The organism is Candidatus Binatia bacterium, assembly GCA_029243485.1.
Classification (GTDB): domain Bacteria; phylum Desulfobacterota; class Binatia; order UBA12015; family UBA12015; genus VGTG01.
The window spans coordinates 46,849-64,624 of record JAQWRY010000047.1; the positions used below are offsets into that span (position 1 = coordinate 46,849).

Consider the following 17,776-nt stretch of genomic DNA (forward strand, 5'->3'; position numbering starts at 1 on the left):
CGGACGATCAGTCCGTCTTGGTGGAGGGTCGTCGGCTGCGCGGAACGGTCTTCTTTGCGTTCTCGGTATCGAACCCCATGCCGGCTGCGCAGTACTGCCAGATCGTTTGGGCTGGGAGGTCCGCTGCGCCGGCCGCGCCGAACAAGCGGCTGTGGACAGCCGTACGCACGAGGTAGTGCGTCAATCGTGCCGCGGCTGGGGGTGTGAGGCCGCGCCGTAAAGGCTGGACGGCAGCTGCGTCTCGGACCAACTCCGTCAGTAGGTCGAACTGAGGCTTCATCGCTAGTTCGAGGTCGTCGGGTCGGCTCTCGGCGAGCCTGTTCTGGTAGCTTGCAAGGGTTCTCGCGACGGGTTTCGTCGTTCCGGTCGAGAGCCCGACGAGGCCCTCGATGAAGGCGCGGAGCCGCCGCAGCGGGGCCTTGTGTTTCGCGACGAGTTCTTCGAGCCGCGGCACGGCTTCCCGCGCGACCACAGTCTCGGAGACCGCCAAGAGCAGGTCTTCTTTGCTGGCGAAGTACTTGTAGAAGGTTCGGATCGACATCCCGGAGCGCTCGACCACGTCTTGGACTGTGAAGTCGGTCGTTCCCTGTTCTCGCATCAGGTCTGTCGCGGCAGCGACGAACCGGTCGCTTCGCTCGTGCGCGCGGGCGCGCGCGGCCCGCAGCGAGCGATCCACGCTCTGCTGTTGCCACGCAGGGACCGACTCGTCGTCGAGATCCGTTGCCTTCGTCGCGCGTTTCGCTGTCATCGTCGTCCCTCGCCCGCTGCGTCTCTTCCGGTCGGCCACCCCGGGGTTCGACCCGGAATGAGAACGCCATTGTACCTAGAGAGCAGTGGTGATACTACGTTCCTTTACCGGAAAAGGCCATCCTTCGCAGGCGTAGGAGACCAGCCGATGAGTGAGTCCTTTGTTCCTTTGACGGCCCGCATTGGCGCCAAGGCAATCGTGTCGCGAGAGCGGGTGCTCGACCCCTCCTTTGCCAACGAGTGCCTCGGTGCACTCGAGCGCTACGGGGTTCTTGTTTTCCCACAGATTGGGTTCGATGACGAGGAGCAGGTCACCTTCACCCGAAACCTCGGCGATGTGATCCCCCAAGGGCGTCCGCGTCCCGATGGCACGCAGGAGGTGGTGTTCAAGATCACTCTCGACCCGCGGGAGAACCCTTCGGCGGAATACCTGAAGGCTACCGTAGATTGGCACATAGACGGTCTCTTCGAGGATGGTCCGCCGCCGCGGGCGACGATGCTCTCGGGACGTCGCCTCTCGGCGACCGGTGGTCAGACCGAGTTCTGCAACACCTACGCCGCCTACGAGGACCTGCCCGCGGAGCAACGTGGTCAGTATGAATCGTTGCGGGTCGTGCATAGCCTCGAGGCGTCCAACCGCGTGACGAACCCGAATCCGACCCCGGAGCAGGAGGCGAGTTGGCGCAAAGCGGAGGAGTTCCGAGCGAGCGCCGGTCGGATCGGAGAGAAGGAGCATCCGCTCGTCTGGCGACACCGAAGCGGGCGCAGCTCCCTCGTGCTTGGCATGACGGTCGACCACGTTTCCGATCTGAAGGGGGCGGAGGGCGGAGCCCTCGTGGAGAAGCTGACCAGCCACGCGACCCGGAGCGAGAACGTCTACCGGCACGAGTGGGACGTTGGTGATCTCCTCATTTGGGACAACTGTGGCGTCATGCATCGCGCCGTCCCGTATCCAGCCGACTCCGGGAGGATGATGCATCGGACCGTTCTGGTCGGAACCGAGACCATCGCCGGGGTCGACGCGGGCGGTTGAGCCATGGGCGACGAGCTTTTGGGGAAGGTCGCGATCGTCACGGGTGGATCGAGCGGCATCGGTCGCGCGACTGCGGAACTCTTCGTGGAGGAGGGGGCAAAGGTGGTCGTCGCGGACGTGGACGTCCAGCAGGGTGAGCGCGTCGTGGCCGGGCTCGGTGACGCCGCCGTCTTCCAGCGGACCGACGTGAGCGACGCGGACGACGTTCGGGCGCTCGTCGACTTCGCCGTCGGCAGGTTTGGTGGGTTGAACGTCATGTTCAACAACGCCGGCGTCTCGGGGGCCAAGCCCACCGCTTTCCTCGACGACGACCTGCAGGACTTCGAGCACGTGATCGGGGTGAACCTCCTCGGCGTCATGGTGGGCAGCCAGGCGGCCGCGCAGCACATGGCGCAGAACGGTGGCGGATCCATCATCAACACCGCGTCGATCGCGGCGCTCATGGCCGGGGGCGCATTCTTGACCTACCGCGCCTCGAAGGCTGCCGTCATCCACTTCAGTCGCTCGATCGCCGTCGAGTTGGGCGAGCATGGGATCCGCGTGAACTGCATCGCACCTGGCCACATCCCCACGGGCATGACCTCGTACGACATGAACGTGGTCATCGAGTTGACGCAGCCCGTGCAGAAGCAGGGGACGGCGCGCGACGTGGCGCAGGCCGCGCTGTACCTGGCGAGCGAGCGGGCCGCGCTCGTCACCGGGATGGTCCTGCCAGTTGACGGCGGAACGAACGTGGGTGCGCCGCCGGGCCCTTTCCGTGAGCTCGCGGCCGCACGGATGAAGGCGCGAGCGCGGTGAGGCGAGCACGTGGCGGCTGAGATCGTCATCCGCGGCGGCACGGTTTTCGACGGGACCGGTGGTCCTGGCCGCGTAGCCGACGTGGCGATCGACAGAGGCGTGATCCGCGAGATCGGGCCGAAGCTGAGCGGTGCGCGTGAACTCGACGCGTCGGGGTGTGCCGTTGCCCCGGGCTTCATCGACATCCACACGCACTACGACGCCCAGGTCTTTTGGGATCCGGCCCTCCAGCCGTCTTGCTTTCATGGCGTCACCACCGTGGTTGCCGGGAACTGCGGCTTCACCATCGCGCCCACCCGCCCCGAACATCACGACGTGATCGTGGGCACACTCGAGAACGTCGAGGACATGGATCCTGCGACGCTGAACGCGGGCATCGCGTGGGAGTTCGAGACGTTCGCGGAGTACAAGGACCTCGTCCGCCGGCGCGGCACGGTTCTGAACTTCACGACGTACTTCGGGCACTCCGCGCTTCGACTGTACGTGATGGGCGACGCGGCGTATGAGCGCGCCGCCACCCCGGAGGAGATCGAGCGGATGTGCCGCCTCGTCGGTGAGGCGATCGCCGCGGGTGCCGCAGGATTCTCGACGAGCTTCTCTTTCGCGCACAGAGGCGTGGACGGGAAGCCCGTTCCGAGCCGGTTCGCCGAGCGCGCCGAGGTCGAGGCGCTGTTTCTGGCGGCGGGGCGGGCGGGGAAAGGCGTTGTGCTGGCCACGCCGGGCAAGCAGTGCACGTACCCGGATTTCTACGAGCTGCAGGCACGAATCGGTCGTCCCGTTACCTGGCCGCTGTTCGCTGCGCCGGAGCACAAGCACCACCCGCAGCTCGAGATTCATCGAAACAGCCTTTCCGGAGAGGGCCGCGTGTGGCCGCAGGTCACCCCGCGGCCGCTCACGATGCAGTTCACGATGGCCGACGCGTACAACCTGAACGTCGGTGCGGTGTTCGGGGCACTTCTGGAGCGGAGTCGGGAGGAGCGCATCGCCGCCTATCGTGATCCGGAATGGCGGGAGCGAGCCGCGCTGGATCTGGACCAAGCGCAGATGAAGCCCCGATGGGAAACCTTCGAGGTGTCCGAGTCCGAACGGTTCCCCGACTTGATCGGCCGACGCGTGCTCGAGCTGGCGGACGAGCGTGGTTGCCGCCCGTTCGACGTGATGTGCGAGCTCGCGGTGGCCGAGGACCTGAAGACGCGGTTCCGCGCCTACATCGCGAACGACGACGTCGAGGCCGTGCGCGACTTGCTCACCGAAGATCGGGTCATCCTCGGCCTCTCCGATGCCGGGGCGCACGTGGATCAGCTGTGCGACGCGCCACTGTACACGGATTTTCTGAGCAAGTGGGTCCGCGAACGCGAGCTGATGCCGCTCGAGCGAGCCGTCCGTAAGCTCTCGGGTGAGGCCGCCGACCTGTTTGGGTTCGTGCGACGGGGCTACCTGCGCGAAGGGTACTGGGCGGACGTCTGTGTGTTCGACCCAGACACCGTCGACCCCGGGCCGTTGCGGCGTGTTCGCGACTTCCCGGCGGACGGGGAGCGTCTGACGGCCGACGCACCGACAGGTGTCAGGCACGTGCTGGTGAACGGAACCCCGATCCGTACCGACGAACGACCACACGCGGACGCGCTCGAGCGAAGGCCCGGCGTGTGGCCGGAGATTTCCTGAAGGAGAATCGATGGGAACCTTGCAAGGCAAGATCGCCGTCATCACTGGTGCTGGGTCGGGGATGGCCAAGGAGTCGACGAAGATATTCGTCCGGGAGGGCGCACGGGTCGTCGCAGCCGACATCAGTGGCGCGGAGAAGGAGACGGCGAGCCTGTTCGGTGACGCCGTGCTGCCCGTCCATTGTGACGTGACGAAGGAGGCGGACGTCGAGGCTCTCATGGCGGCGGCCGTGAAGCAGTTCGGCCGGGTGGATGCGGTCTTGAACGTCGCCGGGATCGGCACGGGTGGTCCTATCACGAAGATCACGATGGAGGATTACGACAAGACGATGGACGTCGATGTCCGCGGTGTTCTCCTCGGGATGAAACACGGTATCCGGGCCATGCTCGACACGGGTGGCGGTGTGATCCTCAACTGGTCGTCGATCGGCGGGCTCAACGGCTCCCCCTTCGGAACGAGCGTCTACTCCGCGGCCAAAGCCGGCGTGATCGCCCTAACCAAGGCGGCCGCGATAGAGTACGGACGCAAGGGCGTGCGCGCGAACGCGATCTGTCCCGGCTTCATCCAGACGGAGATCATGGGGGCCGCGGGGGCCCAGCGTTTTCCGGAGATGGAGGAGAAGGCTGCACTGAAGCGCTCGGGGAAACCGTCGGAGGTCGCGGAGGTAGCCGCGTTCCTCGCGTCCGATCGAGCTTCGTACGTGACGGGCGCAGTGATCCCGGTCGATGGCGGTTGGTCCGCCTGTCTCGCCTGACACTGCGAGCACTGCACCGCGGAGCCACGAATGCCCCTGGATATTGACCCCCTCGAGCTCGTTGACCCTCGCCGCTTTGCGCGTCGCGGCTACCCGCACGATGTGTGGACGCGTCTCCGTGCGGAGGGGCCTGTCGCTCGCTTCGAGCCGCGCGACCTGGCTCCGTTTTGGGCAATCACGAAACACGCCGACATCGTGGAGATAGCGTCACAGCCGCTTCGGTTCTCGAGCGCGCAGGGGATCATCCTGATGAAACCCGATGCACCGAAGATCGCGTCGGAAATGGTCGTGATGCTCGACCCTCCGAGACACGGGCCGATGCGCCGCGTCGCGAGCCGCCGTTTCACGCCGAGAGCGGTACGCGGGCAGGCTGCGGACATCGAGAGGATCGTCATCGACACGCTCGACGAAGCGGCCACGAACGGCGAGCTGCGCGAGTGCGACTTCGTCGAGAGGATCGCGGCCCCGCTTCCGATCGCGGTCGTCTCGTGGGTTCTTGGCGTGGCGCGCGAAGACTGGGGCCTACTCTTCCGCTGGACCAACGAGATCATCGGCAAGGACGACCCGGAGTTCCGCCGCCCCGGCGAGACGCCCGGCCAGGCGATCAAGCGCGCTCGCGGTGAGCTGCACGCGTATCTCGGAGACTTGATCGAGAGGCGTCGGAACGATCCCCGCGACGATCTCCTGAGTGAGCTCATTCGCGCTCGAATCGACGACCAGCCACTCACCGTGACGCAGCTGCTGTCGTACTGCGAGCTTCTGGTCGAGGCGGGAAACGAAACGACCCGCAACGCGATCAGTGGGGGATTGCTCGCTTTCTCCGAACACCGAGACCAGTGGGAGAGGCTCCAGAAGCACCCTGAGCTGTTGCCAGAGGCCGTGGAGGAGATCCTCCGCTGGGTCTCGCCGATCATCCATTTCACCCGAACCGCAACCGAGGACTGCGAGGTGCGTGGGCGGACGATACGCGAGGGAGATCAGCTAGCGTTGTTCTTCGCGTCTGCAAACCGCGACGAGGAGGTTTTCGAGGACCCCTTCACGTTTCGCGTGGATCGCAGCCCGAACCAGCACCTCGCGTTCGGTGTCGGTGAGCACTTCTGCCTCGGCGCCCATGTTGCGCGGGTGGAGATCGAGGCTGTGTTCCGCCATCTGATCCAGCGACTGGAGTCGTTCGAGGTCGCGGGGGCCGTTGAGCGTCTGAGTTCCGCGGTCAATGGCGGCATCAAGCACCTACCGTTGCGCTACCGCCTCACGTAGCGCCGCCGGCGCTTCAGCGTTGTGAGGGGCGGCCTCGGACCACGGAGGTTCGGATGAAAAGCGAGTTCTTTCGCTGAGTCGGTGGGGAGGCCGGGCGTGGGATCGTCGCCGTCCAAAGGAGGGCGGACATGCCGAACTGGGAGCGAGAGGACGTCCTGAGTGAGATTCAGAAGAAGCTGCCGTGGGCCGTGGTACTGGACATTTTCTCGGGCGAAGGGTGGTTGGCGATCCCGGCGATGGGGCAGCCTCCCGCAGAGCCGGTCCCGGTCAGGTACTTCGTCAAGGTCGAGCCGTTGCCGGCGAGACGGAAGCGCCAGTCGCCACAATTGGCTGTGGCGATCGAGGACCCGAATGGCCAGCTGGTCGTCCACGAAGGCTCGAGGATCGCTCTGCTCGGGTTGATGGATCGTGAAGGGTCCCGGCCTGCGCCGGGGGATGGACGAGCAATCCGAACCGCTCGAGAATCGGGGGGACGCGGGGGCCGGCGCGCTGGTACAATCGAAGTATGAGTCACCGACCCGGCAACGAGGGAAGTCCTAAGGAGGCGGCTGTCCCGGCATCGGGTGTCGACGAAACCGCCGAACCTGTTCTCCCTGTGTTCGGGTTGGACCTCCCGAGGCTTCCATCGCCTGAGCGGACGCGTGACGAGCAGGAGTTCATGTCCCAGGGGCTGGAGAGCTTTCCACGGAGAGATCCGAGCTGGGCCGAGATTGGTGAGAAGGCGCGGTCCGTGCTCGAGCTCTTCAGCGATCGTCGGACATTCGAGGAGGCGCCGCTAGATGCTGTGCGCCTCCTTGGTCTGGCCGCGCTCAGGCCCGGAAGGTTCGAAGACCTGCCTCTCTGGCAGCCGCAACTGGGAAGCGACAGTCTGATGGATCGGATCCTACGGGATCTGTACATGGTCCGCGGCTTAGTCTGGGCGGGCGTCGCGCGATGGCAACAGAAGGCGAAGTGGGACGTCTCTCATGAGGCGCGTCGGGGAGCGTTGGAGCGGTTGCGGAAGTTCGGCCGTGCGCTCGTGCCCGATACAAGAGGGCGGAGAAAGGAGATCGGTCCGCCGCCGGAGATCCTGCTGCTCGCGTACCGACAGCTGCAGTTTCGTCTGGCTCTTGCCCGCAGGCTACTTGATGACGGCCGTGGCAAGCGGCGGGTGCCATATCCTAGGATCCAGCAGGTCGCCGAAGAGTGCGGGCTCAATGAGGATTGGATCCGGGAATGGTTGTTCTTTTCGGACCGATGGGAGCGCAAACCGCGCACGCTGACCATTGAGGAGATGGCACGGGAACTCCTTCACCGCATTTCAGGCATGGAACCCGGCAGTATCGAGACCTCGATCTCCCGCGGGCGTCGCGACGACGGTGGCGGAACGGGAGAGTCCTGAGGGTCGACGGGACGGAATCAAAGAACGCGTTTTTCGTTGAGTCGGCGCACACGGATCGAGCCGTATCCTGGTCGCTGAACGATCGCGTGCCCGGCGTCTTGCCGGACTGCGACCCAGCGAAGAGGAACCGAGACATGGACGACGATCGAAGGCGGGAGGCTAACCGCGCCAACGCGCAGAAGAGCACGGGGCCGCGCACGGTCGCGGGCAAGGCCCGCTCGGCAAGGAACTCGACGCGACACGGGTTGCTGGCGCAACGCGTGCTTCTAGCCGGGGAGAACGAGAAGGAGCTGAAGGCGCTCCGCGGGGGTATGCGCAGTAGTCTTCGTCCCATTGGCGAGCTCGAAGAGGAGCTGGTCGAACGTATGATCGCTTCCGTGTGGCGCAAGCGTCGCGGCGAGCGCGTGGAGCTGGGGTTGTGGGATTGGCGGGGAACGGTCTCGGGCGGTCAGAGCACGCTGGCGAACGTGTTCTTCATGGACTCCCAGCACGATCAGTCCCTGCAGAAGCTGACGCGTTACATGACGGCCGCGAGTGGAGAGTTCCGTCGCGCCTTTCAGATGCTGAAGGAGGCGCAAGAGGCGCGGAAGGCGCATGGGGAAGAGGAGTGGGTGGATGGGGAAGCCAATGAGGTCGAAGTCGGAGAGGCGGGTGAGGACGGGGGCGACGACCAAGACGGCGGCGCGAACGTGAGCGGCGCGTCGCCGCCGGGCCAAACCACCGAGGCCCAGGCGACCGAGTTCTCAATGGGGCCGGATTGGGTCACGCGAGCCGAATCCGCCGCGACCAAGCGTGACGTCGCAGCGCGGGACCCACTTGGCCAGGCGCGACCGGCTGCGCCACCTCAGCGCTGGGAGCAGATGACCGACCCGGAGCGGGCGCTCTTCTCGGCGCGGAACAACGACCAGGTGATGGCCTTCGACGACATGCTCCAAGAAGCCTTGGGAAACCGGCAGTGGATGGAGCGGTTGGGGGTCCGTGATCTGTTGCGCGTACATGAGAGCTTCAACGCGACCATGTGGCAGACGATGCGGTCCATCGACGAGCTTCTCAAGGACGACGAGCCGGCGGCGGAGGCAAGCGACGGGCATTGAACGGTATTTCGAAACGAACCCACTTGATGCATTGCGTCGGGTGCCGCCCGGCCGGGGACACTGACCTCGCCCGCACAGCTGTCGATCGTGGCTAGTCATTCCCTTGCTCGCCAGAGCGCCTTGGGGACCGTTTTGTCCGTGACACCAAGCGAGCGCGCTATGGCCGAATCAGAGAGGCCGAACGTCTTGAGTTGGCCGGCTCGCTCAGCGACGCGCATATACGGAAAGGGCGAGGACGCGCGGCGCATCGGGAACCGAACGGCCAGGGTCGCGGCCGTTCGAATTGGTTGCGAGCGCGTCCGCCGCAGGAATCGAACTGTCCTCCGACGACTGAGCCAATCGGGTCCAAACCGCCGTAGAGGAAGAGAGGCTCTTGGTGACGGTCGTGGTGACGGTTGAGAGATGGTTCCTCGTATCTCACCGTGCCTCATGGAGATGCCGAATCGGAGAAACTCCCGACGCAACACCATGACTCGCAATGCGGCATCCCCGTCCCAGCCTTTCAAGACCGGCGCCCTCAACCTGACTCGGCCACCCTCTCCGGGGACGTAGCGCAGGGATTCAGCTGACTTTCCTCCTTTGGAGCTCATGCCAGGGCCTGCTTCCTGCAGCCAGTTGCTACCGCTCCGCTAACGGCCTCCGGCAAGCGGACGCAGGTCACGGAGCAGTGCAGGGCTCGCGCGAGGCGCCAAGCCGTAGGGGAGGCGAACATGCGTGCTGTCATGGCGGCGGGCTCGCTCGGGGGCACCAGCTCGGCAACTGGCTACGTCGAGCGAGCCCGCGATGAGTTGGCGGGGTCGAACACGTGGTGGCATCTGTAATAGTCTCTGTAATAGATGCGGCCGGCTGGCGTGGTGTATGCCCGGGTATAGGAGGATACGGCGCGAGTATGGAGCGCTTTTTCTTGTGCCGGGGTGGCGAAATAGGCAGACGCAGGGGACTTAAAATCCCCTGGGGGGTAACCCCCGTGCGGGTTCAAGTCCCGCCCCCGGCACTCTTCATTCGCACTCAGGACGTCTGCGCCGCTGCCTTCGCAGCCGTGCCGCGGTTGCGAGACGTTTCGAACCGCCCGCGCGTTCGACGGGCGAGATCGTCTGGGGTCTCGTCTGCGTCGGCTTCGATCGCCTCGAGTACACGGACCCGGATCTCGTGCGCCCCGTGGACCACGACGGTGCCCGGCCGCCACGCCTCGCCGGTTCCCTCCAGTACGACCGGGATCAGCGGGACGCGTGCTCGCGAGGCCAGAACGAACGCTCCGGGTTTGAACTCGCCCAGGTGGTCCGGGCACAGACGGCCCTCGGGGAAGATCGCCACGGGGGTTCCTTCCGCGAGCGCCTCCTCGGCGGTTTCGAGGGCTCGGTGTCCGGTCTCGCGGTCGCCGGGCTTCACGGGGATGTGGCGGCAGGCCCGGAACAGCCAGCCGGCCAGCGGGATCCGAAACATCCACGTCTCAGCGAGAAAGCGCACCGGCGCTCGGAGAAGCAGTAGGGCGAGGACGTCGAGCCCAGACTCGTGATTCGCAACCAATACGTACGGACCCGTGTTCGGAAGGTGCTGGATCCCGTTGAGCGTGAAACGATACAGCGGAGTAAGGCGGGCGTAGAACGAGACCCACTGCGCTGTGAATCGGCGGAACCGATCGCCAGACGGATCCGTGCGGTTCAAGATGGGGCGCAGTACGAACATCGCCGGGAAAAGCGGCAAGACGATGACCGAGAGCAGAACCCAAGCGTACGCGGTGCGAAGAGCAGACGACAAGGCATCGCCGTACCACAGGTGTGATCGATCTAGCTCACGATTTTTCGCAGTACTCCTCGGCGCAGGCCTCTTGCTCTTGGCGGGAACCGCGTCGTCCGCGGAAGAGCCGCCGCTCTTCGTCGAGGTCATCGGGAAGATTGATGCGCCGCTGGCCGCCGTGCGGAAGACGCTCCTCGATCTCGACGGGTTCGGGGCCTGGTTCCCGTCGACCGACGAATGGCGGGTTCTGGCGCGAACGCAGGAATCCGCCACGGTGCACGGCCGCCTCGGCCTCCCGTGGCCCGTCGACGATCGGGACTACGTCGCGCGGTACTCATGGGCGGACACCGAAGACCGCGGCTTCGTGCTCGAAGCCGTGGCGGTCGTGGATGCGGCCCCGAAGCCGGCCGACGGCGTCGTCCGCGTCGAAGAGATGCACACGACGTGGAATCTCGAACCGCTCGGAACCGAGACCGCAGTGCGCTACGTCTACGCGGGCTCCCTCGGTGGTCGGCTTCCTGATTGGGTCGCTCGTATCGGATGGGAGATGCAGACCGGAATCCTGATGGACGCGCTCGCAGAAGAGGTAGAACGGCGGACGGCTTTGAAGAAATCCGAAGCTACGACGAACAGGAGCCCGCCACGTCCGCCCCGTTGACCCCGCCGACCGAGGGCCCGCAGTCCAGCGCTTCGCCGTCGGTATCCGAGCGCGTGCACGTCGACGGGAAGTTCTTCCGGGTGGGCGATGAGCGCCTCTACGTTCGCGGCGTCACGTACGGCCCGTTTCGTCCTACGGACGACAGCGAGCCGTTCCCGACGCGGGACCAGGTCGCGCGAGACTTCGAACTCATTGGGCGGCTCGGCGCCAACACCGTGAGGACCTTCACGCCGCCGCCGCTGTGGCTTCTCGATCAAGCCGCGAAGAGCGGTCTCCGGGTGATCGCCGGCATCCCGTGGTCGCAGCATGTGTGCTTTCTCGAACAGGGCGGCCCCGCCCGAGACGCGCGCGATCGTGTTGCCCGGGTCGCTGCGGTGCAGGGACGTCACCCGGCCGTTCTCGCGCTCCTCCTGGGAAACGAAACGCCGGCCGACATCGTTCGCTGGGAAGGGCCGGCGCGCGTCGAGCGGTTCCTGCGAGAACTCGCGGAGGCCGCGCGAGAGCGCGCGCCCGAGACTCTCCTGAGCTACGCGAACTTCCCTCCGACCGAATATCTCGATCTCGGCTTCTTCGATTTCCTGTCGTTCAACGTCTACCTCCACCGTGAAGCCGACCTGCGGCGCTACCTCGCGCGCTTGCAGAATCTCGCGGAGGAGCGGCCGCTCGTGCTGACCGAACTCGGTCGCGATTCCCTGCGCGACGGAGAAGTCGTTCAGGCAGAGACGCTGTCGTGGCAGCTCGACGCCGTCTTCGATGGCGGGGCGGCGGGAGCGGTCGTGTTCTCGTTCACCGACGACTGGTTCGCCATCGACCGGGACGACCCGAACGGAGGCGTTTCCGTCGACGACTGGGCATTCGGCGTCGTGGACTCACAACGGACGCCCAAACCGGCCTTTGAGGCCGTTCGAGGTCGGTTCGAGGCACCCCTCCCGACGATCGCCGCCGACGCGCCGTTGGTCTCCGTCGTGGTCTGTGCCTACGACGAGGAGCGCACGCTCGGCGCGTGTCTCGCGGCTCTGGAGAAGCTCGACTACCCGCGGTTCGAGGTCGTGGTCGTAGACGATGGGTCGACGGATCGAACCGCACAGATCGCCGACTCCCACGCCGGGTCGACCATTCGGGTGGTCCACCAGGAGAATCGAGGCCTCGGCGCCGCACGCAATCGCGGCATCGCCGAGGCGCGCGGGGAGGTCATCGCCTTCACCGATGCGGATTGCGTCGTCGACGCGGCGTGGCTTGGGTACCTCGTCGGAAAGCTCCGGGACGGCTTCGTTGCCGTCGGCGGCCCCAACCTGTCTCCACCGGAAACGGCGCTCGTGCCCTCGGTCGTGGCGGTGGCACCGGGCGGACCCACGCATGTCCTCCTCGACGACGACGTCGCCGAACACGTACCGGGCTGCAACATGGCGTTCGAGAAGACCGCGCTCGAACGCATAGGCGGCTTTCGCGAGGCCTATCGGGTAGCGGGCGACGACGTCGACGTCTGTTGGCGCTTGCAGGATGCCGGCGAGCGGATCGGGTTCAGCCCCGCGGCGGTGGTCTGGCACTTCCGCCGGCACACGGCACGGGCGTACCTCCGTCAGCAGATGGGCTATGGGCGAGCGGAGGCCCGTCTCTACTTCGACCATCCACTGCGGTTCAACGCACTCGGGCAATCCCGCTGGCTCGGTCGGATCTACGGTGGGCTCTTCGCCTCTCTGTTCTCGAACGCGCCGCGGATCTACCACGGCGTCTTCGGCGAGGGCCTGTTCCAGACGCTGTACGAGCAGCCGGGATCCGCTGCACGCCAACTCCCGCTCACTCTCGAGTGGAACGTGGTCGCGATTCTCATTCTCATCACCGGCGCATTGTCCGGGGACTTCCTGTTGCTGTCGGCTCTGCCGCTGTGTGTGTCCGTGGGTTCCGCGATCGCAGCTGCGGCGCGCGCGCCTCTGGCTCCACCGTTCTGCGGAGGGCGGGGCAGAGCCGTGCTCGCCGCGCTCGTCTATCTCGGTCCACTCGTCCGGAGCTTCGAGCGCACCCGTGCACGCGTCCGCGGAACCGCCACCGGGCCGCGTGCCCCCTGGCCGCGTGTCGCGCCCGTGCGTGCCTCCGTGAGCCTGCCGCGGGCAGAAGTGCGACTCGCGTACTGGAGCACGAGTGGAACGAGCAAGGACTCCTTCCTGGGGGCGCTGATGGGGTTCCTCGAGCGACGCCAATGCCGCGTTACGGTCGACTCGGGTTGGAACGCCTGGGACCTCGAGATCTCCCGGGGCCCGTGGACGCAGGCGCAGCTGCAAGTCGCCATCGAGGATCACGGGGGTCCGAGGCGGCTGCTTCGCGTGCGGGCCTCTCTCCAACCGGCGCGGATCGGGCTCGCCGCGATCGTCGTGTGCATTGGAGCGGCGGGGCTCGGGGCCGCCTTCGGTGTTCCTGGATTCACGCGGATCGGTGCGGTCTTCGGCGTTGTGGCGGCGGTCGTGGTCGTGGTGCAGAACGTGAAGCTCGGCCGCGTCGTCACCTCGGTGGTGCACGCGGTCGCGTCGGAGCTCGAGCTGTCGGAGGCGAAGCCGTGAAGCCAATGTTCGGCCGAGTTCGAAGGCGCCTGCGGCCCCATGCGGGCCCGATCGCCGTCGGCATCGGCCTCGCGACGGCGACCAGTCTCGCCGAACTCGCCAAGCCCTGGCCGATCAAGATCGTGGTGGACCAGGTCCTTGGCGATGCGCCGGGCTCGAGGGGCGACTTCCTCGCCGATTTCTCAGCGTCGCAGCTGCTGACGGGGGCGGCCGTCGGGCTCGTGCTGCTCTCTGCGCTTCTGGGTGCACTGGCACTGGCTTCGAATCGGCTCACGATCGATGTCGGCCAGCGCATGGTGCAGGACCTCCGCGAGGATCTCTTCGCGCATCTCGAACGGCTCTCAGTGCGGTTTCACGATCGCCGCTCGAGCGGTGAGCTGGTCTATCGTCTCGCCGCCGACACGATGGCACTTCAGACACTGGCGATGAACGCGGTGTTTCCTACGCTCTCGGCGGTTCTCTTCCTCGTCGGGATGATCGTGGTGATGTTGCGGATGAACGTCGAGCTCACGCTGCTCGCGCTCGCAGTGACGCCGTTCATCGCGCTTTCCGTCAGGCGGCTGGGCCGGCGGGTAGAGCAGGTCGCCGCGGAGGCGCGAGTTCGAGAGAGCGACTTCTACGCGGCGGCGGAAGCGAGCATGTCGGCGATCCGGGTCACACAGGCCTTCCGGGGCGAGGCCGTCGAAGCCGAACGATTCGGCCGGGCCAGCCGTGCGAGTCTCGAGAGGCATCTCGATCTCTACACGACCCAGACGGCGTACTCGTTCGCCGTGAGCGTCCTGGGCGCGGTAGGAAGCGCCGCCGTTCTGTGGCTGGGCGCGCGTCTCGTTCTCGCTGGGGAACTCTCGGTCGGCGACCTTCTCGTGTTTCTTGCGTACCTCGCGAGCTTCTACGCACCGATTTCTACGCTGAGTCACACCTTTGGGCTCGTGCAGGAGGCCCGCGTCGGACTCGCGCGGGTGTTCGAGTTGCTCGACGTCGAGCCCGAACCCACCGGCGGGGAGGAGGTTCTTTCGCTCTCCTCGGTGGAAGGGGCGTTCTCGGTCGAGGGCGTCGACTTCGCGTACGAGGCCGGCACACAAGTGCTCCACCGGGTCTCTCTCGAGGTGCGCGCGGGCGAAAAGCTCGCGCTGGTCGGCCCGAGCGGTTCCGGAAAGACGACCCTCGCACTGCTGCTGATGCGCTTCCTCGATCCGGACGAGGGCTTTGTTCGACTCGACGGTGTAGACCTGCGCCGGCTGTCGCTCGACTCGCTCCGAAGCGTCTTCGGCGTGGTCCTCCAACCGCCGCTCGTGTTGCCCGGAACCGTCCGGGAGAACGTCGCGTACGGCCGGGAGGGCGCGACTGACGAGGACGTCGAACGGGCGCTGCGTGTCGCCCAGTTTTGGGACGTCGTCGATGCGTTGCCACACGGAATCGAGACGTCTCTGGAGATCGCCGGCGCTCGTCTCTCGCAGGGAGAACGGCAACGGCTCACGGTCGCCCGGGCGCTCGTCGGCAACGCACCAGTGCTGCTCTTCGATGAGCCAACGGCGTCTCTCGATGTCGTGACGGAGCGGCGCTTGCTCGCGGCGCTCGAGCGGGAGCGGGGAAAGCGCACCTGCATCCTCATCGCCCACGGTCCCGCGGCCCTTGCTTGGGCAGACCGGGTTGCGGTCCTGCGCGACGGCCGGATCGTCGCCGTCGGCACACCCGCGGAACTGCGGGATCGAGCCGAACTGCGCGACGCCAATGCTTCCGAGCGCCGAACGCCCGAGGGGTCCGCTGGTGAGCAGTGATCGGATTCTCGTGCTGGGCCTGATGGGGCGGTTCCCCATGGCGGGGATTGGTTGGCAGGCGCTGCACTACCTGATCGGCCTCCAACGGCTCGGGTACGACGTGTACTACGCCGAGGACTCCGGCGCGCCACCCTACGATCCAGAAGCCGTCGGCATCGGCACGGACGCCGAGCGCAACGTGCGGTTCGTACGAACGGTGATGCAGCGAACGGCGCAGCCGGATCACTGGATGTACTGGGACAGTATCGAGAATCGTCACCATGGCCTGGGCGCGGAGGCTCTCCATGAGCTCTACGCCACGAGCGACCAGATCTGGAATCTGTCCGGCGCGACCCGACTGCGCGAGGAACATCGGGCCGCGGGAGCGCGGGTGTACCTCCAAACGGACCCCGGCCCGGAACAAGTCGGGCTGGCTGCGAACGATCCCGAAGTTGTCGCGCAGATCGACGCCCACGACGTTCTGTTCACATACGGAGAGAACCTGACGCGCTCCGGGGCCAGGATCCCGACCTCGGGACGAACGTGGCACCCGACCCGACCTCCGGTCCTCCTCGACGAGTGGGAGGCTGACGCCCCGGACGGCACCGCTCCGTTCTCGACGATCGGCTCCTGGCGAACCGAGGGGAAGGACGTGTCGTGGGACGGACACGAGCACAGGTGGTCGAAGCACGAGAGCTTCCTGGAACTGCTCGAAGCGCCGCGAACCGCCGGCGTCGAAGTCGACGCGGCGCTCGCGCCACCCCCCGATGTGGCGGCGCGGATGATACGCGCAGGTTGGTCGCTGCGCGATCCGTACGAGGTCTCCGCGGACCTCGAGGCGTACCGGCGCTTCGTGCACGCATCGTGCGGGGAGTTCACGGCGGCAAAGGACGTCTACGTTCGTTCTCGCTCCGGTTGGTTCAGCGATCGTAGCGCGTGCTACCTGGCGAGCTCTCGCCCAGTGGTGACCCAGGACACCGGAGTCGAGGATGTCCTGCCGGTAGGAGAGGGGGTGGTCGTCTATGACGGCCCTGATGGGGCGACCGAGGCCCTGCGAGACGTGCACGGCGCGCTCCCGGCCCATGCCACGGCGGCGCGTGGGCTCGCCGAGGCCTACTTCGACGCGGCCCGCGTACTTCCACGGATGCTGGACGTGATTGCGGCTAGTCGTCCTTGACGTGCGCGGGGCGCTTATATCCGGCGCGCTTCAGGAGCCCCTTTGCGATGACGAGCCGTTGGATCTCGTTTGTGCCTTCGCCGATGATCATGAGCGGCGCATCGCGGTAATATCGTTCGACGTTGAACTCCTGGCTGTAGCCGTAGCCACCGTGGATCCGCATCGCTTCGAGGGCGACCTCCTGACAGATTTCCGACGCGAAGAGCTTCGCCATGCCCGCTTCGATGTCAGTGCGTTCGCCCCGATCCTTCTTCGCCGCGGCGTTCCGCACGAGCAGTCGTGCGGCCTCGATCTTCGTCGCCATGTCGGCGAGCTTCAGCTGAATCGCCTGGTGCTCGCAGATCGGCTTGCCGAACGTCTCACGCTCTTGCGAGTACTTGAGCGCGTCATCGAACGCGGCCTGCGCGACACCTACGGCGCGAGCCGCGATGTTCACGCGCCCGACCTCGAGCCCTGCCATGATGTACTTGAAGCCCTTGCCCTCACTCCCGACGATGTTCGCCACGGGTACGGGGAAGTCCTCGAAAGCGACCTCGGACGACTCGACGCCTTTGTAGCCGAGCTTCGGCAGGTCACGGCTGATCACGCAGCCCGCCGGCCCCTTCTCGGCCAGCAGCAGGCTGATGCCCGTATGTGCGGGTTCGGCCTTGGGGTCGGTCTTCACGACCAGCCCAAACATCGTGCCGGTCCGGGCGTTTGTCGACCACATCTTGCTGCCGTTCACGACGTAGGCGTCACCCTCGCGCTTGGCGACGGTACGGATCTGCTGGGCATCGCTGCCGGCGTGGGCTTCGGTGAGCCCCATCGCGGCGCGCTTCTCGCCGACCGCCATCGCGGGAAGGAACCGCTGCTTCTGTTCGTCGTTGCCGAACGTCCGGATGATGTACGCGATCATGAGGTGCGTATTCAGGATCCCGGAAAGACTCATCCAACCGCGACACAGTTCCTCTACGATACACGCGTAGGTGGAGACCGTGAGGCCGAGCCCGCCGAACTCTTCGGGGATCGTCGCGCCGAAGAGCCCGAGCTCTTTCATTCGGTCGACGAGAGCCTGCGGGTACTCGTTTGCGTGCTCGAGCTCGTTCGCGACCGGCATGACCTCCTTGTCGACGAATCGCCGAACGCCCTCGATGACGTCGCTGTCGATCTGATCGGTTCCCACG

14 protein-coding genes and 1 tRNA gene are annotated in these 17,776 nt (G+C 66.1%); 12 read left to right on the forward strand and 3 right to left on the reverse strand.

Features of this window, described 5'->3' with window-relative positions; genetic code table 11:
- Window positions 1–7 precede the first annotated feature (7 nt).
- Window positions 8–748: a TetR/AcrR family transcriptional regulator gene (locus tag P8R42_13150; protein MDG2305562.1), complete on the reverse strand. Its 741-nt coding sequence runs from the start codon at window positions 746–748 to the stop codon at window positions 8–10.
- Window positions 749–895: 147 nt separating this feature from the next.
- Here P8R42_13150 and P8R42_13155 point away from each other — a divergent pair, with 147 nt between their 5' ends.
- The 8 genes from P8R42_13155 to P8R42_13190 all read left to right on the forward strand — a co-directional run bounded on the left by P8R42_13155 (window position 896) and on the right by P8R42_13190 (window position 9,723).
- Complete coding sequence (locus tag P8R42_13155; protein MDG2305563.1) at window positions 896–1,780, forward strand: TauD/TfdA family dioxygenase; 885 nt, start codon at window positions 896–898, stop codon at window positions 1,778–1,780.
- Between the two features lie 3 nt (window positions 1,781–1,783).
- Window positions 1,784–2,578 carry a glucose 1-dehydrogenase gene (locus P8R42_13160; protein MDG2305564.1) on the forward strand — a complete coding sequence of 265 codons (795 nt, stop codon included), beginning with the start codon at window positions 1,784–1,786 and terminating at the stop codon, window positions 2,576–2,578.
- A 9-nt stretch (window positions 2,579–2,587) separates the two neighbouring features.
- Complete coding sequence (locus P8R42_13165) at window positions 2,588–4,243, forward strand: amidohydrolase family protein (GenBank protein MDG2305565.1); 1,656 nt, start codon at window positions 2,588–2,590, stop codon at window positions 4,241–4,243.
- A 10-nt stretch (window positions 4,244–4,253) separates the two neighbouring features.
- A complete protein-coding gene (locus P8R42_13170; GenBank protein ID MDG2305566.1) occupies window positions 4,254–4,997 on the forward strand; it encodes an SDR family oxidoreductase in 744 nt (247 codons plus the stop codon).
- Window positions 4,998–5,027: 30 nt separating this feature from the next.
- Window positions 5,028–6,254: a cytochrome P450 gene (locus P8R42_13175; GenBank protein ID MDG2305567.1), complete on the forward strand. Its 1,227-nt coding sequence runs from the start codon at window positions 5,028–5,030 to the stop codon at window positions 6,252–6,254.
- Between the two features lie 505 nt (window positions 6,255–6,759).
- On the forward strand, window positions 6,760–7,635 hold the full coding sequence (locus P8R42_13180; protein ID MDG2305568.1) for a hypothetical protein: 876 nt from the start codon (window positions 6,760–6,762) through the stop codon (window positions 7,633–7,635).
- Between the two features lie 134 nt (window positions 7,636–7,769).
- Window positions 7,770–8,729 (forward strand): hypothetical protein, encoded by a 960-nt coding sequence (locus P8R42_13185; GenBank protein ID MDG2305569.1) that lies wholly within the window; start codon window positions 7,770–7,772, stop codon window positions 8,727–8,729.
- Window positions 8,730–9,637: 908 nt separating this feature from the next.
- Window positions 9,638–9,723: transfer RNA gene (locus P8R42_13190), tRNA-Leu, on the forward strand.
- Between the two features lie 14 nt (window positions 9,724–9,737).
- Here the strand turns inward: P8R42_13190 and P8R42_13195 are convergent.
- A complete protein-coding gene (locus tag P8R42_13195) occupies window positions 9,738–10,487 on the reverse strand; it encodes a lysophospholipid acyltransferase family protein (GenBank protein ID MDG2305570.1) in 750 nt (249 codons plus the stop codon).
- 76 nt (window positions 10,488–10,563) lie between these two features.
- Here P8R42_13195 and P8R42_13200 point away from each other — a divergent pair, with 76 nt between their 5' ends.
- Genes P8R42_13200 through P8R42_13215 form a run of 4 tightly spaced genes read left to right on the forward strand, consistent with a single transcriptional unit; the run spans window position 10,564 to window position 16,613 of the window.
- Window positions 10,564–11,124, forward strand: a complete 561-nt coding sequence (locus P8R42_13200) for a hypothetical protein (GenBank protein MDG2305571.1) — start codon at window positions 10,564–10,566, stop codon at window positions 11,122–11,124.
- On the forward strand, window positions 11,121–13,679 hold the full coding sequence (locus P8R42_13205) for a glycosyltransferase (GenBank protein ID MDG2305572.1): 2,559 nt from the start codon (window positions 11,121–11,123) through the stop codon (window positions 13,677–13,679). Before P8R42_13200 ends, P8R42_13205 begins: the two co-directional genes overlap by 4 nt.
- A 5-nt stretch (window positions 13,680–13,684) precedes the next feature.
- A complete protein-coding gene (locus tag P8R42_13210) occupies window positions 13,685–15,457 on the forward strand; it encodes an ABC transporter ATP-binding protein (protein MDG2305573.1) in 1,773 nt (590 codons plus the stop codon).
- Entirely contained in the window at window positions 15,447–16,613 is a 1,167-nt protein-coding gene (locus P8R42_13215) for a hypothetical protein (protein MDG2305574.1), read from the forward strand. The genes P8R42_13210 and P8R42_13215 overlap by 11 nt, the downstream gene beginning before the upstream one ends.
- Here the strand turns inward: P8R42_13215 and P8R42_13220 are convergent.
- Window positions 16,600–17,775: an acyl-CoA dehydrogenase family protein gene (locus tag P8R42_13220; GenBank protein ID MDG2305575.1), complete on the reverse strand. Its 1,176-nt coding sequence runs from the start codon at window positions 17,773–17,775 to the stop codon at window positions 16,600–16,602. The genes P8R42_13215 and P8R42_13220 overlap by 14 nt on opposite strands.
- Window position 17,776 lies beyond the last annotated feature (1 nt).